The organism is Desulfosoma profundi (assembly GCF_055387865.1).
In genome coordinates, this window is sequence record NZ_AP042420.1 from 1,767,748 (window position 1) to 1,781,979 (window position 14,232).

Here is a 14,232-nt window from a genome sequence, read left to right on the forward strand (position 1 = left end):
AGCATCGCCAGGATGGGGCTTTGGGGAGGAATCCGGTCGAATGGTTTATTTTTGGCACTTTCACATGACGGGACAGGGATCGAGAACGGAAGGAGCAAGAGGTGGGGCAAGTTTTCAGATTTTCCAAAAAAGGAGATGCAGGAGAAACGAGTCTGCTCACGGGGGAAAGGGTTTCTAAGGACAGCCTGAGGCCGGAGGCGTACGGCACGTTGGATGAAGCCAGCTCAGTTCTCGGGCTGGCAAAGGCTTTCAGCACCAATGAGAAGCTGCGTCATATGGTCCAGACGATTCAGGAGGACCTCCTTGTGCTCGGGGCGCAATTGGCTTGCAGCTCGGAAAAATCCACCGACTGGAAAGTGGAGGCGCAACATGTGGAGAGGCTGGAGGAATGGATCGAAACGCTACAGCAGGAGGTGCCGCTTCCTCGTCATTTTGTGTTGCCTGGGGCCAATAGTGTGAGTGCCGCCTTGGATGTGGCGCGAACGGTGATTCGTCGGGCCGAACGGCGGGCCGTCGGGCTGAAGGAGGCGGGGATGTTGGAAGATCCCCTTGTTCACGCCTACCTGAACCGCCTGGCGGACCTTCTGTTTACCATGGCGCGATATGCCGAAAAATACCCGTAACCGGGAGCGGCGACAGGAAACTCGAAAAAAGACGTTAAAAAGAGAAAATGAAAAAAAACGAAAGTTTTTTCAGGCATCCTTTCGGCTTCGGCCCACTTCGGCTTTTTGTCTGTTTTCCTTTCCTTTTTTTGGACTTGCCATTTTGCCTCAAGGTCTTTATTTGCTATTAGCACTCAGCACGGCTGAGTGCTAACATCACGGCAAGACGAAAAAGGAGTTGAAGGCCATGAAGTTACGTCCACTGCATGACCGAGTGATCGTCAAACGGTTGGAAGAAGAGGAACGGACCCAAGGCGGGATCATCATCCCCGATACGGCCAAGGAAAAACCTCAGCAAGGCAAAGTGCTCGCCGTGGGCAAGGGCAAGCTGCTGGACAAGGGCGAGGTGGTCCCCCTGATGGTCAAGGAAGGCGACCGGGTGCTCTTCTCCAAGTATGCCGGCACGGAAGTCAAGGTGGAAGGCGAAGAGCTTCTCATTATGCGTGAAGACGATATCTTGGCCATTCTCGACTGATCGCATGGATGAGGAGGACAGACCATGGCAGCCAAGGAAATCAAATATTACAGCGAAGCGCGTTCCAAGATTTTGAAAGGTGTCGATATCTTGGCCGATGCGGTCAAGGTGACCCTGGGGCCCAAGGGCCGCAATGTGGTCATTGAAAAAACTTTCGGATCGCCCACGGTGACCAAGGACGGTGTCACGGTGGCCAAAGAAATCGAACTTGAGGACAAATTCCTCAACATGGGCGCTCAGATGGTTAAGGAAGTGGCCAGCAAGACCAGCGATGTGGCGGGAGACGGGACCACCACGGCGACCATCCTGGCGCAGGCCATCGCCCATGAAGGGTTCAAGCTCGTGGCCGCGGGGCACAACCCCATGGCCCTGAAGCGCGGCATTGAGAAAGCGGTGGCCAAGGCCGTCGAGGCTCTCAAAGAAATGAGCAAGCCCACCAAAGACCAGAGGGAAATCGCCCAAGTCGGGACCATTTCCGCCAACAACGATGCGACCATTGGGGACATCATCGCCGAAGCCATGAACAAGGTGGGCAAAGAAGGCGTCATCACGGTGGAAGAAGCCAAGGGGATGGAAACCACTCTGGACGTGGTGGAAGGGATGCAGTTCGATCGAGGCTACATCTCCCCGTACTTCGTCACCGACCCCGAAAAGATGGAAGTGATCCTGGAGGACACCTACACCTTGTGCCATGAGAAGAAGATCAGCGGCATGAAAGATCTCTTGCCGCTCCTCGAACAGATTGCCAAGATGGGCAAACCGCTGCTCATCATTGCCGAGGACGTGGAAGGCGAAGCCTTGGCGACACTGGTGGTCAACAAGCTGCGCGGGACCTTGAAGGTCTGTGCCGTCAAGGCTCCTGGGTTCGGTGACCGTCGCAAAGCCATGCTCCAGGATATCGCCATTTTGACCGGCGGTCAGGTGGTTTCCGAAGACTTGGGTGTGAAGCTGGAAAATGTCACCCTCAAGGATTTGGGCACGGCCAAGCGCGTCGTGGTGGATAAAGACAACACCACCATTGTGGATGGCGCCGGATCCAAAGAGGCCATCGAGGCGCGGGTCAAGCAGATTCGAGTCCAGATTGAAGAAACCACCAGCGACTACGACCGTGAGAAGCTTCAAGAACGCCTGGCCAAGCTGGTGGGTGGCGTGGCCGTGATCCGCGTGGGCGCGGCGACGGAAACGGAGATGAAGGAAAAGAAGGCCCGTGTGGAAGACGCCCTGAATGCGACCCGGGCGGCGGTGGAAGAAGGGATTGTGCCCGGTGGCGGTGTGGCGCTGCTGCGGTGCCAGAAGGCTTTGGACGGGTTGCAGCTGGAAGGTGAGGAAAAGTTCGGCCTGGATATTGTCCGCAAGGCCCTGGAAGCTCCGCTGCGCCAGATTGCGGACAACGCCGGCCATGAAGGGTCCGTGGTGGTGGAAAAGGTCCGGGAAGGCGAAGGGGCTTTCGGTTTCAATGCCGAGCGGGAAGTCTATGAAGACCTCATCGCCGCCGGCGTCATCGACCCCACCAAGGTGGTGCGCTTCGCCTTGCAGAACGCGGCGAGTGTGGCATCCTTGTTGCTCACCACGGAAGCCATGATCGCCGAGAAACCGAAGGAAAAGAAAGAAACGCACACGCCGCCCATGGAGGATATGTACTAATCCGCCATCCATCGGGCCGGATGTCGGCGCTGGAAGAGAACCCGGACCACGTCCGGGTTCTTTTTTATTGCGCTGACGGCAGCGATTTTGCTAAGCACGGAACGTTTCGACCCAGTTGCCGTGCAGGAAAGGAGATGCCGTCATGGCTCGCGTCACAGTGGAAGACTGCCTCAGGCAGGTGGAAAACCGGTTCGCCTTGGTTCATTTGGCGGTCCGTCGTGTGCTTCAATTGAGAAAAGGGGCCACGCCGCTCATCGACGCCCCCAAAAACAAGGAAGTGGTCATTGCCTTGAGGGAAATTGCCGCAGGGAAAGTGACCCCGGAGAACATCTTGGAATTGGAAGCCCGGGAGGACCAAAACGGCGAACTCTTGCGGCGCCGTCGGATTGCTTCCAGTTCCCAGGAAATTCAGGAAGTGATGGAGGAATCGGCCCATACGGGATCCCTGGAAGAATCCATGGAAGAGGCCGTGGCCGAAGAGCACATCGAAAAGGATGAAGACCTTGACTGAAGCGCCTCTCTATGGGCGCCTAGGGTGATGGGGCGATGGGAAAGGGAGGATTCTTGTCGTGTCTCGAAAAACGAGAAATCCTCAACCGCTCGCCGGTTTCCGTGGATGAGCTCACCGCGCAGGGTCGAGCTTTCGAAGAGGCGGGCCTGATCCACGACGCCGTGGATTTCTATGAAAAGGCCCAAGCGTGGGCTGAAATCGAAAGGCTGGTTTCCCTGGCCGTCGAAGAAGGAGACGCTTTCCTTTTTGTCCGGCTTTATCGGCTGCTCAAAAAGGATCCCCCTGCCCACCAGTGGAAAGCCCTGGAGGAGCGGGCCGAGTCTCTGGGCAAGACCCTGTACGCGCAGCGGGCGCGGGAACAGGTTTCTTGACAAACCCCATCGGCATGCTTATGGAACCTTCGGTTCCGCTACCCTTTGGGAAACCCCATCACTGCCTCGGATGCACAGGTGACAAAGACTATGGCAACGACCCGGGACTATTATGAAATCCTTGGTGTTTCTCGCAATGCCAGCGAAGAAGAAATAAAGAAAGCCTATCGGAAACTGGCCCTGCAATATCACCCCGACCGAAATCCAGGGGACAAGGAAGCCGAGGAGCGGTTTAAGGAGGCGGCGGAAGCATACGAAGTGCTCCGCGATCCTCAAAAGCGTCAGCTCTACGATCAGTTCGGCCATGAAGGGCTGCGGGGCAGCGGATTTCAAGGGTTTCAAGGTTTCGACGACATATTCAGTTCCTTCGGCGACATTTTTCAGGAATTTTTCAGTTTCAATTTCGGCACATCCCCAAGATCCCGCTCAAGCGCACGCCCGGGAAACGACCTGCTGTATGAGCTGGAGATCACCTTTGAAGAGGCCATTTTCGGCACGGAAAAGGATTTGCAAATCGACACCTTCCGGCAGTGCGAGCGTTGTGGCGGGAACGGGTCGGAGCCGGGATCGTCGGAAAGCCAGTGCCCGTTGTGCCGGGGCCGTGGGCAAGTAGTCCAAAGCCAAGGCTTTTTCCGCATCGCCACCACGTGCACGCGTTGCCACGGCGCAGGCCGTGTGATCACGACCCCATGCCGGGATTGCGGTGGCCAAGGCCGGGTCCGGCGTGTCAAGACCGTCCACGTCAAAGTGCCGCCGGGAGTCGACTCCGGGACACGGCTGCGTTTGCGTGGCGAGGGAGAGAGCGGCTATCGCGGGGGTGTGGCAGGGGACCTCTACGTGCGGCTCAAAGTTCAGCCTCACGAAGTTTTTGAAAGGGACGGCAACGATCTCTACGCCAAGATATCCGTCTCTTTTGTTCAAGCCATTTTGGGCGACGAAGTCGTCCTGAAAACCCTCGACGGGGAAAAGATCATCAAAATTGAACCGGGCACCCAACCCGGGACGGTCCTCCAATTTCACGGGGAAGGGGTGCCGTCTTTGCGCGGCTACGGCCGAGGAAATTTGTTCGTCCAGATCGATGTGACCATCCCCTCCAAGATCACGCCCCGCCAAAGAGAACTTCTCCAGGAGTTTTGGGCCATCGAAGAAGAAAAGGCCGAAAAGAAAGGCCGCAAATGGCCCTGGAGCAAACGCCATCATGACAAGGACCGGGTCGTGGGGGAAGCCGCCCGCTGAATCGGTCGCTCCGTGTTTCCCATAGGGGGATACCTACGCCTCGGCATGTGTCGAAGGAGGGTCCATCGTGTGGGTTGACCGCCATACCGGCCAATACCAGGATTTCCGAGCCACGGCACTTTACTGCCCGCGGTGTCGGCAGGCCATGCCGGTTCGGAGCCGGCTTCTGCTGATCCTGCCTGACGGGGAGCTCCATGAGTACCTTTGCGGGGTTTGTGCCACATCGGTGGGAACCAAGACCGTCAGACAAGAACGTGAAGTGCGCATCATTACGGCATGACGCGGAGAAGCGCAGAGGTTCTCGAAGTCGGCTTTGGGGTGTCCAAGGATGCAGAGGTGACCGAAAATGATTGAAGCGCAGGGATTGACCAAATGGTACGGCACGGTTCCGGCCATCCAGGATGTGAGCTTTGAGATTGCCAAGGGGGAAGTCGTGGGATTTCTCGGCCCCAACGGGGCGGGAAAATCCACCACGATCCGCATCCTCACCTGCTTCATGCCCCCTACGGCCGGCTCCGCCAAGGTGGACGGCCTGGACTGCCTAGAGAATTCTTTGGAAGTGCGGCGCCGAATCGGATATCTGCCGGAAAATGTTCCCTTATACAATGAAATGACCGTCCGGCGCTTCCTGACTTTTGTCGCTCAGGTCAAGGGTGTGCCCTGGAAGGAAATGGGCAGGGAAGTGGATCGTGTGACGGCGGTCTGTGGGTTGGAGTCCGTCCGGAACCGCATCATCGGCAACCTTTCCAAAGGCTACCGACAAAGGGTGGGATTGGCTCAGGCCTTGGTCAATAATCCACCGGTGCTGATCCTCGATGAACCCACCATCGGGCTGGATCCGACCCAAATCATCGAAATCCGAAAACTTATCCAGGAGTTACGGGAAGACCATACGGTGCTGCTCAGCAGTCACATCCTGCCGGAAGTCGCCCAGATCTGTCAGCGGGTGCTCATCATCAACAAAGGGCGCATCGTGGCCACGGATGCGCCGGGGGTTCTCACGGCGCAGCTGCAGAAGTCGGCAAAGATCTGTCTGACCGTGTCCGGAGACGGCACTGGGCTCACGGACTCCTTGAGAAGCCTCCAGGGGGTCTTAAACGTCATCAAGGAAGCAGACAATCCCTTGCGGCTGCTGGTGGAGACGGATCGGAGCACAGACTTACGCCCCGAGTTGGCGCGCACGGCAGTGCGCCATGGAGTGGATCTTTTGGAACTGAAGGCCGTGGACTTGAGCCTGGAAGACATTTTTATGCACCTGGTGACGGAAGAACCTTCAGCAGAGCTCACCGGGACCGAGGGCGAACACGTCCGGTCAACGGCCGACACGGAGGGTACAGCGGCATGAGAGGTTTTTGGGCTGTCTATCTTAAAGAGCTTTACGCGCTTTTCGCCTCTCCCATTTTTTATGTGGTGGCGTTCATCTTCTTGGTGCTAAACGGCTATTTTTTCTATACAGCGTTGGCTTACTTCAACATGGTGAGCTTTCAGGCTTCTCAGAACCCTTTTATGGCTCACCAGTTGAACCTCATGGACATGGTGGTGCGCCCTGTGCTCATGGACCTCGGCGTGGTGCTCCTGCTCACGGCGCCTCTGTTGACCATGCGAACCTACGCCGATGAGCGCCGTTCGGGAACCATGGAGCTGCTGTTCACTCTGCCAGTGACCGACAAGGGGGTTCTGGCGGCAAAGTTCGCCGGGGTGCTCACCACCCTGGCCCTTCTCCTCCTCGGGACCATGCCGTGCATGGCGATTTTGGGCGTCGTGGCGGATCCCAACTGGAAGGCTGTACTGAGCGCCTATCTCGGGCTGTTTCTCATGGGCGCGGCCTTCTTGTCACTGGGGATGTTTTCTTCGGCCTTGACCCGAAACCAGATCGTGGCGGCGGTCCTCTCTTTCGGCGCTTTGCTGCTCTTTTGGGTTATCGGATGGCTGAGTTCCATCATGGGGCCCACATCCATGCGGTTGGTGGAGTACCTTTCCATCATCCGGCATTTCGACACTTTCTCCAAAGGCGTCCTCGACTCCCGGGACGTGATTTACTACCTCATTTTTACGAGCTTTTTTCTTTTTGTCACCGTGCGCCAGATCGAGTCCTATCGGTGGCGCGGCTGAGGCGAAGAAACCGCACCGAATCTGACGGAGGCGTTCCATCATGCCCAAGAGTTGGAAATCGCGACGGCTGCATTATGGATCCAGCGCGGTGTTTTCCACCGTGGTTTTTTTGGCCATCCTGGTGGTGGTCGCCCTTATCGCCGAGAGGCACCCTTTGCGGGCGGACCTGACCGAAACGGGTCAGTTCAGTTTGTCGGAGCAGAGTCGAAAGATCTTGGCCTCCATTCAAGAACCCGTGACCATTAAAGCCTTTTTCGCCAGCGGTGCGTCCGATGGCAGCCGGGCAAAGGATCTTCTGGAAACCTATCGGTACTATAACAAGAACATCCAATATGAATTCATCGACCCGGATCGTGAGCCCCAACTGGCCCGACAGTATGAAATTCGGGACTATGGTGTTTTGGTGGTGGAAGGGTTGGGGCGTAGGGAAACGGTGCCTCGCGCCGATGAAGAGGCCTTGACCAACGCGCTCTTTAAACTGACTCGCGACGAGGACAAAACCTTGTATTTCCTCACGGGCCATGGGGAACGTTCTGTGGAGGACATGAACAAGAACGGTTACTCATCGGCCAAGTCGGCGTTGGCCAGAGAAAACTATCAGGTCAAACCGCTCAATTTGATGCAGCAACCCCAAGTGCCTGACGATGCGGCCGTGGTGATCGTGGCGGGGCCGGAAAAAACGCTTTTCCCCGAAGAGATCAAGTCTTTGGAAGCCTATTTGCTCCAAGGGGGCAAGGTGGTGTTCTTCCTCGATCCGCAAAAAGACGGGGGGGTTCGGTCCCTGGTGGAAAAATACGGGGTCGACTTGGGTGATGATGTCATCATCGATAAATTGAGCCGCGTCTTTGGAGGAAGCTACCTCATGCCGGTGGTGACCCAGTACGGATCCCACAAGATCACCCAGGGATTCAATGTGGCGACCTTTTATTCCGAAGCCCGATCGGTCCATGCCGCAAAATCGCCTCCCGACGGCGTGACCGTGGTGACCCTGGCGTCCACCTCCGAAAACGCGTGGGCGGAGACCGACCTTGAGCGGCTCTTTCGGGGGGAAGCGAGTTTCGAGGAAGGCACGGACAAAGCCGGCCCCGTTTCCTTGGGGGTCTTAGCCGCGGTGGACACGAAGAAATTTGTCCAGAAAAATGCCCCGGCTCCCGCGCCGAAGGAGGGCTCCGGCGGGTCCGAAACGACAGAAAAAGAGGCAGCGGATTCCCAGTCGAAGCCCACTTTGGGATACCTGGTGGTGTTTGGCGATTCGGACTTTGTGGATAACACCCACTTCGGGGTGTCCGGCAACGGGGATCTTTTCCTCAACATGGTGCATTTCTTGGCAGAAGAAGAAACCCTGATCACTATCGAACCTCGGAAGCACAAAGCCCAGACCTTAATGCTCACGGAAAACCAAGCGCGACTCGTCTTTTGGACGTCCATGGTGGGTGTTCCCATGATGGTCGTCCTCGTGGGATTCGGGGTGTACCGTGTCCGGAGGTCTCAGCGATGAAGTGGCGTCACTCTCTTGTCTACCTGCTCGTTTTGGCGCTCCTCGGAGGCTACTATTATTATTTCGAGGTCGTAAAGAAGCGGGAAAAAGACGAAGCGGAGCGGGCCCAAAAGCGGCTTTTTTCATTCAGCGCTCAGGCGGTGGACGAAGTCTTCATCGAAGCTCAGGGCAAGCCGGCCGTCCAATTGTTGAAAAAGGACGGCTCATGGGTTTTGCAACGGCCGGTGAATACCGAAGCGGATCAAGGTGTTGTGGACACATTGGTCCATAGCCTGGTGGAGCTTGAAAAGAACCGGGACGTGGATTCGACGCCCAAAGATGTCAGCCTCTATGGTCTGGCCGATCCCGGTTTGGTCGTACGGTTCCGTGTCGGGGAGACGTGGCAGGAGATCCGCTTCGGGTCGAAAAACCCGACAGGCGAGAGTCACTACGCCGTCAAAGGGGAAGACAAGACCGTGTTTCTCCTGGCCGCCGCCCAAATGAACGCGCTGAACAAGGGACCGGATGAACTCCGGCGCCGTGATTTGCTGTCTTTTGACGAAGAGGGCGTGCAAAAGATCACGGTCTCGTGGGCAACAGGGGAGCGGGTCGAGCTTGTGCGGGACGAAAAAAACAAGGAGGCGTGGCGCTGTCCGCAGGAGCCCGACCGACGCATGAAGCCCTCGAAGGTGGAGAATATCCTCAACCAGCTCCGATGGCTGCGGGCGAAAACCTTCCTCGAGGACTCGGTCCAAGGGGATGCCCTGTGGGAGTCGGGGGCTCCCGAAGTCCATGTCCTGCTGCAGGGTGCCGACGGGTCCGAAAAGTCCCTGCGCATCGGCCGCAAAATAGATGATGCCGCCTCCTATGTCGCCGTCAGCTCCCAAATGTCCACCCTGGTCACGGTGGACGGGTCGGTGCTCAAAGATCTGCCGAAAACGGTCCGCGATGTGGAGGATCGTTCCGTGGCCACAGTGGATTCCAAGAACATTTCCCGAGTGGAATACACGCTGCGGGGCCAGAAAGGTGAGCTGATTGCTCAAGAGGACAACAAATGGGTCCATGTGACCCCTGACGGATCGCGCCGCCGGCTCAAGGAATCGTGGCGGGTGCGCCCCGTGTTTTGGGAATGGGAGGACTTGGAGTACGAGGAGAAGGCCTCCGGCGGGACCGCGTGTTCGGACGAAAAGAATGCCAACCGGATGGTGTTTTATGCAAAGGATGGAAATGCCGCTGTGCTGTCATGGCCGGGTTTGGACCGGGACGATGACGCCCAGCTTTTGCCGTTGTGTACGGGTTCCGGGGACACTTTTCTTGTGCGCAGCGAAAAAATCAGGGAAATCGAAAAGAAGTTCCAGGAAGTCCTCAACAGCCCGTCGGAGAAAGCCTCATCATAAATAGGCCTTCTGTCCCCGGGATTCCCACTTATTCACGGCCTCCCCTGTAGCTGGTCTTTTCCAGCGGCAGGGGTCGGCATCCTTCCGGCAGCTGCCCCGTTTCCACCACAACGTCGATGGTGATGCCGCCCCGCGCATACCACAGTCCCACGACCCGCAGATATTTGGGTTCCATGGCGTGCTGCAGGCGCTTGTGAATGGTCACCGTGCAGGCTTCGTGGAATGCCCCATGATTGCGAAAACTCCCGAGGAAGAGTTTGAAAGACTTGCTCTCCACAAGCTTCTTATTGGGCACGTAATCCACAATGATGACGGCAAAATCGGGCTGCCCCGTAATCGGGCACAGCGATGTGAATTCGGGGGCCGTCAAGCGCACCACATAGTCCATGTCGGGATGCGGATTGGCGAAAGTTTCCAAGACCGCCGCATCGGGATGGGCGGGAATGGGTGTGGATCGTCCCAGGAGAGTCAGTTGGTCACCGTCATTGGGCATGAGCGGAACTTCCTCGGTGCAGGGTGCCGTGCGTTTCGGGATTTGGCGACGGGATGCCGTGCCGCCCCTTCCCGTCGGAGAGGTTCCTTACCGCATGAGTCGTTTGATTTGGTTGTGGTGTTGACGGAAGATGTCCTCGGCGAGCTTTCCCAGGTCCTCCTGGATGAGGGGTGTCGGGGGGAGATCCAACGGGGACGGCAGCTGAAATCGTTCGATTTTCATGGGGTGAATATAGAGTTTTTTTTCTACGGACATAATTTCTTCCGCCGTGAAGTTGCTGCCTAAAAAGTGCTTGTGTTCCAATCCACACACGTCGAGGCTCTTGAGGAAGTTCAGAATGGTCAAGAGGTCGAAGTTTGACTGGAACGCTTGGATATTGATATTCAGCGCCCGCACTTCCAGTTCCAGATCCTGATATGCGTCCTTATATTTGCCCATCCATGTGAGCAGCCGGTTGTAAGACTCCACAAAGAGTTTTCGGAACTTCCCCTTATGCGTCAAGGCGGTGACCTTGATGAACCGCACGCCCCGGGCGAAGGGTTTTTCGAGGCATTCGCGCCAAAAGGAGTTCTGCGGGATTTGCAGGAGGGCGATGAGGCGTTCCAGCATCTCGGGGTCCACGGACAGGTAACCGAGGCGGGTGAATCGCTTGCCCACTTCCTGGGCCAAGGTCCGCACGGTCTCTGCTTGCGCCTCCACGTCTTCCGTTTCCAGCTCGATGAGACGTCTTTGCGTCAGGTAGTTTTCGAGGACCTCTTCTTTGACTTGCCGGGTCAGGCACGTGATGAGATCGTCTTGCACAATGTCACCTCCCGGGAGCCCCGTGCGCCCTTGGCGGCCGCCGCCCCGACAGTGCGGGGGACCGCATTGCCCGAGACCGCGGGCACCGGGTTCCTTCGGGCTTAGACGCCAGACTGGGCTTTCATCGCCTCATGAACGTGGGTCAAGAGAAAAGTTCGCGGATTGAGAAATAATGCCGGGTGATCCGGCTTGTACTGATCCCCGTGTTTCAAAACGACCATGGAAATATACTGCGCTTGCGGCTCCAACAGGATGATCGCCTGAAAGAGGTCGTCAATCTCGTGACACGGATACGGTACCCCCTTGTCGTTGGCGATATCGATGTGTCGGTGGATGCGGCAGGAAAACCACACGGAGGATCCGTGTTTTTCGGCCGTTTTCTGGATGGCTTCCAGCTGCTTGCGAGAGACCCGCTCGAAATCCAGCCCGTCGATAATGATGAGGTTCGGTGCAAAAGACACCTGATCCTGAAGGCTTTGAACGTTCTCTTCCAACTTGGCCGGGCTGAAGGTGTGGTGCAGGTAGGACATGATGAACCTGGAGGACCCCATGGCCTCCTTAATGGTTTTCAACACCGCTTCGTCCCCGACGGCGCTTTTGAAATTGCGGAAGAGTTCATCGTACCAGATTTTAATCTTGTCGGGCAGCTCGTCGATGCAGGTATGCAGGACCTTGTCTCCGTGGCCGAGCGCTTCGAGGGCGATATGGGTCAGGCAGGCCGTTTTGCCGACACCTGCCCTGGCGAGAAGCACGCCCATCTGCCCCGGAAGGAGCGGATGTCCGAGGCAGGAGCGAACGAGGGTTGCCGGAAGGTGGGAAAACCCATCAAATGATGCCATGAAAACTTCTCCTTTGAGAAAATTTCAGGACGGTGAACCATGGACGCCGTGCCGGCGGCCCTTGCCAATGCATCATACAACACGAGGCCACCGAAAGGGTAGAGGTGAAAGCTGCCGGCTCCACCGTCTCTATTCCTCTCGTTTTTTGCGGATCACCTCTTCGGCGATTCCCTTGGGCACGGGGCTGTAGCGCGCGAATTCCATGGTGAATTCCGCTTTGCCTTGGGTTGCGGACCTCAGCACGGTGGAATACCCGAACATTTCCGACAGGGGCACTTCCGCTTCGATGCTGGAAAAGGTCCCGTCTTCCGCCGTGCTGATAATAATCCCTCGACGCTGATTCAGGGTGCCGAGAACAGCCCCCTGGAATTCCGAGGGGGTTTCGACGACAACGCGCATGAGGGGTTCCATGAGTTGCGGTTTGGCCTTTTCGTACGCCTGACGAAACGCGCCGATGGCGGCCTGTTGAAAAGCCAGATCCGAAGAGTCCACGGGATGGGTGTTGCCGTCATGGATGGTGACGCGCACACCGGTGATGGGAAATCCTCCCAAGGAACCTTTCTTCAAGCAGGCGCGGAATCCTTTGTCGCACGAGGGGATGAACTCTTGGGGAATGACCCCGCCGGTGATCTGATTGACAAACTCGTAGTCTCCCTCTTCCAAAGGCTCGATGAAACCCGCCACTCGGCCGTACTGGCCCGCCCCGCCGGTTTGTTTCTTGTGTGTGTAATCGAATTCGGCTCTTTGGGTGATGGTTTCGCGATAGGCCACCTTAGGCTGTCCGGTGGTCACTTCGGCGCCGTACTCGCGCCTCATGCGTTCCACGTACACGTCCAAGTGCAGCTCCCCCATGCCACTGATGAGGGTCTCCCCGGTTTCCTCGTCCAAGAACGAGCGGAAGGTGGGGTCCTCTTTGGTGAACCGAGCCAGAGCCTTGCTGAGATTCATCTCCGCTTTCTTGTCCTTGGGCTTGATGGCCAAGGAGATCACGGGTTCGGGGACGTAAATGGAGGTCATGGTCAGGCGCCGGCTGCCGTCCGTAAAGCTGTCTCCCGACGCACAGTCGATCCCGAAAAGGGCGACAATATCCCCGGCGCCGGCGGCCTCGATGTCTTCCATCTCGTCCGCGTGCATGCGACAGAGGCGCCCGACTTTGGACACTTTGCCCGTGCGGGTGTTCACGATGGTGGATCCCTTTTGGATGGATCCCTGGTAGATGCGCACATAGGTCAACTGTCCGTATCGGGTCACTTCCAGTTTGAAGGCGAGCATGACCAAGGGGAGATCTGGGCTGGCCTTCAGCGGCACCTCTTCGTTGTCTCGATCGGCGTCCAAGGCCGTGTTGACGATGTCGGCCGGGCTGGGCAAGTAGCGAAGCACGGCGTCGAGGAGCGGTTGGACCCCTTTGTTTTTGTAGGCGGAGCCCATAAGCACGGGGGTGATGCGCAGATCGAGGGTTGCCTGGCGAACGGCGGCATGGATGATCTCTTCCGTGACCGTTTCTTCCAAAATGGCTTCGGTGAGTTCGTCCGAGAAAAGTGACAGGGTGTCGAGCATTTCTTCCCGCTTTTCGGCGGCCAATGCGTGAAGTTCCGCAGGGATAGCGTGTTCTCGGACCTCTTCCCCGTTCGGCCCCTCAAAGGTCAACGCTTTCATGCGGATGAGATCCACCACGCCTTCATGGGCGGCTTCCACCCCCAGAGGGATTTGGAGCAGGACCGGGACATGCCCCAATTTCTCACGGAGCTGGTCGGCAACCTTGAGGGGATTTGCCCCGGCTCGGTCACACTTGTTCACAAAGGCGATGCGCGGTACGCGATATCGCTTCATCTGTCGGTCCACGGTCACCGATTGGCTTTGGACGCCGCCCACACCGCACAACACGAGGATGGCCCCGTCCAAGACCCTCAAGGCCCGCTCCACCTCGATGGTGAAATCCACATGGCCCGGCGTGTCAATGATGTTAATGGGGTGACCCTTCCAGAGGCAGTGGGTCGCTGCGGACTGGATGGTGATGCCGCGTTCTTTTTCCAGTTCCATGGAATCCATGGTGGCACCCACCCCATCCTTTCCCTTGACCTCATGGATGGCATGAATCTTCCGCGTGTAAAAAAGGATGCGCTCCGTCAGCGTGGTTTTTCCCGAATCGATGTGAGCGCTGATGCCGATGTTCCGTAACGTGGTCAGGTCCTTGATCATAAACGTCTCCAAAAA

Annotated in this window: 14 protein-coding genes and 1 pseudogene; 11 read left to right on the forward strand and 4 right to left on the reverse strand. The window is 57.2% G+C overall.

Features of this window, described 5'->3' with window-relative positions; all coding sequences use genetic code 11:
* Window positions 1–101: 101 nt before the first annotated feature.
* The 11 genes and pseudogenes from ACZ5K9_RS07575 to ACZ5K9_RS07625 all read left to right on the forward strand — a co-directional run bounded on the left by ACZ5K9_RS07575 (window position 102) and on the right by ACZ5K9_RS07625 (window position 9,885).
* Entirely contained in the window at window positions 102–623 is a 522-nt protein-coding gene (locus tag ACZ5K9_RS07575) for a cob(I)yrinic acid a,c-diamide adenosyltransferase (RefSeq protein WP_464273816.1), read from the forward strand.
* A gap of 226 nt (window positions 624–849) precedes the next feature.
* Window positions 850–1,137, forward strand: a complete 288-nt coding sequence (groES, locus tag ACZ5K9_RS07580) for a co-chaperone GroES (RefSeq protein ID WP_464273817.1) — start codon at window positions 850–852, stop codon at window positions 1,135–1,137.
* Window positions 1,138–1,161: 24 nt separating this feature from the next.
* Window positions 1,162–2,781, forward strand: coding sequence for a chaperonin GroEL (gene groL, locus ACZ5K9_RS07585; RefSeq protein ID WP_464273818.1), 1,620 nt, complete (start codon window positions 1,162–1,164; stop codon window positions 2,779–2,781).
* Window positions 2,782–2,923: 142 nt separating this feature from the next.
* Window positions 2,924–3,112: pseudogene (gene rpoZ, locus ACZ5K9_RS07590) on the forward strand (DNA-directed RNA polymerase subunit omega); the annotation flags it as partial.
* A 215-nt stretch (window positions 3,113–3,327) separates the two neighbouring features.
* The gene (locus ACZ5K9_RS07595) at window positions 3,328–3,663 is read left to right on the forward strand and encodes a hypothetical protein (RefSeq protein WP_464273819.1); all 336 of its coding nucleotides are present in this window, start codon (window positions 3,328–3,330) and stop codon (window positions 3,661–3,663) included.
* A gap of 90 nt (window positions 3,664–3,753) precedes the next feature.
* Window positions 3,754–4,899, forward strand: coding sequence for a molecular chaperone DnaJ (dnaJ, locus tag ACZ5K9_RS07600; protein ID WP_464273820.1), 1,146 nt, complete (start codon window positions 3,754–3,756; stop codon window positions 4,897–4,899).
* A gap of 67 nt (window positions 4,900–4,966) precedes the next feature.
* Complete coding sequence (locus ACZ5K9_RS07605) at window positions 4,967–5,179, forward strand: cytoplasmic protein (RefSeq protein WP_464273821.1); 213 nt, start codon at window positions 4,967–4,969, stop codon at window positions 5,177–5,179.
* Window positions 5,180–5,245: 66 nt separating this feature from the next.
* Window positions 5,246–6,244, forward strand: a complete 999-nt coding sequence (locus tag ACZ5K9_RS07610) for an ABC transporter ATP-binding protein (protein ID WP_464273822.1) — start codon at window positions 5,246–5,248, stop codon at window positions 6,242–6,244.
* Entirely contained in the window at window positions 6,241–7,011 is a 771-nt protein-coding gene (locus ACZ5K9_RS07615) for an ABC transporter permease (RefSeq protein ID WP_464273823.1), read from the forward strand. Before ACZ5K9_RS07610 ends, ACZ5K9_RS07615 begins: the two co-directional genes overlap by 4 nt.
* A gap of 40 nt (window positions 7,012–7,051) precedes the next feature.
* Complete coding sequence (locus tag ACZ5K9_RS07620) at window positions 7,052–8,509, forward strand: GldG family protein (RefSeq protein ID WP_464273824.1); 1,458 nt, start codon at window positions 7,052–7,054, stop codon at window positions 8,507–8,509.
* Window positions 8,506–9,885 carry a DUF4340 domain-containing protein gene (locus ACZ5K9_RS07625; RefSeq protein WP_464273825.1) on the forward strand — a complete coding sequence of 460 codons (1,380 nt, stop codon included), beginning with the start codon at window positions 8,506–8,508 and terminating at the stop codon, window positions 9,883–9,885. The genes ACZ5K9_RS07620 and ACZ5K9_RS07625 overlap by 4 nt, the downstream gene beginning before the upstream one ends.
* A 28-nt stretch (window positions 9,886–9,913) precedes the next feature.
* Here the strand turns inward: ACZ5K9_RS07625 and queF are convergent, their stop codons facing one another.
* The 4 genes from queF to fusA form a co-directional block, all read right to left on the reverse strand.
* Complete coding sequence (queF, locus tag ACZ5K9_RS07630) at window positions 9,914–10,378, reverse strand: preQ(1) synthase (RefSeq protein WP_464273826.1); 465 nt, start codon at window positions 10,376–10,378, stop codon at window positions 9,914–9,916.
* Between the two features lie 87 nt (window positions 10,379–10,465).
* Window positions 10,466–11,179, reverse strand: coding sequence for a hypothetical protein (locus ACZ5K9_RS07635; protein WP_464273827.1), 714 nt, complete (start codon window positions 11,177–11,179; stop codon window positions 10,466–10,468).
* A gap of 101 nt (window positions 11,180–11,280) precedes the next feature.
* Window positions 11,281–12,018: a hypothetical protein gene (locus ACZ5K9_RS07640; protein WP_464273828.1), complete on the reverse strand. Its 738-nt coding sequence runs from the start codon at window positions 12,016–12,018 to the stop codon at window positions 11,281–11,283.
* Between the two features lie 129 nt (window positions 12,019–12,147).
* On the reverse strand, window positions 12,148–14,217 hold the full coding sequence (gene fusA / locus ACZ5K9_RS07645) for an elongation factor G (RefSeq protein WP_464273941.1): 2,070 nt from the start codon (window positions 14,215–14,217) through the stop codon (window positions 12,148–12,150).
* Window positions 14,218–14,232: the final 15 nt, after the last annotated feature.

Excerpts from the sequence above, each read along its gene's own strand:
- groES (WP_464273817.1), top strand. The coding sequence starts at position 850 with ATGAAGTTACGTCCACTGCATGACCGAGTGATCGTCAAACGGTTGGAA.
- groL (WP_464273818.1), top strand. The coding sequence starts at position 1,162 with ATGGCAGCCAAGGAAATCAAATATTACAGCGAAGCGCGTTCCAAGATT.
- ACZ5K9_RS07595 (WP_464273819.1), top strand. The coding sequence starts at position 3,328 with ATGGGAAAGGGAGGATTCTTGTCGTGTCTCGAAAAACGAGAAATCCTC.
- dnaJ (WP_464273820.1), top strand. The coding sequence starts at position 3,754 with ATGGCAACGACCCGGGACTATTATGAAATCCTTGGTGTTTCTCGCAAT.
- ACZ5K9_RS07610 (WP_464273822.1), top strand. The coding sequence starts at position 5,246 with ATGATTGAAGCGCAGGGATTGACCAAATGGTACGGCACGGTTCCGGCC.
- ACZ5K9_RS07615 (WP_464273823.1), top strand. The coding sequence starts at position 6,241 with ATGAGAGGTTTTTGGGCTGTCTATCTTAAAGAGCTTTACGCGCTTTTC.
- ACZ5K9_RS07620 (WP_464273824.1), top strand. The coding sequence starts at position 7,052 with ATGCCCAAGAGTTGGAAATCGCGACGGCTGCATTATGGATCCAGCGCG.
- ACZ5K9_RS07625 (WP_464273825.1), top strand. The coding sequence starts at position 8,506 with ATGAAGTGGCGTCACTCTCTTGTCTACCTGCTCGTTTTGGCGCTCCTC.
- queF (WP_464273826.1), bottom strand. The coding sequence starts at position 10,378 with ATGCCCAATGACGGTGACCAACTGACTCTCCTGGGACGATCCACACCC.
- ACZ5K9_RS07640 (WP_464273828.1), bottom strand. The coding sequence starts at position 12,018 with ATGGCATCATTTGATGGGTTTTCCCACCTTCCGGCAACCCTCGTTCGC.
- fusA (WP_464273941.1), bottom strand. The coding sequence starts at position 14,217 with ATGATCAAGGACCTGACCACGTTACGGAACATCGGCATCAGCGCTCAC.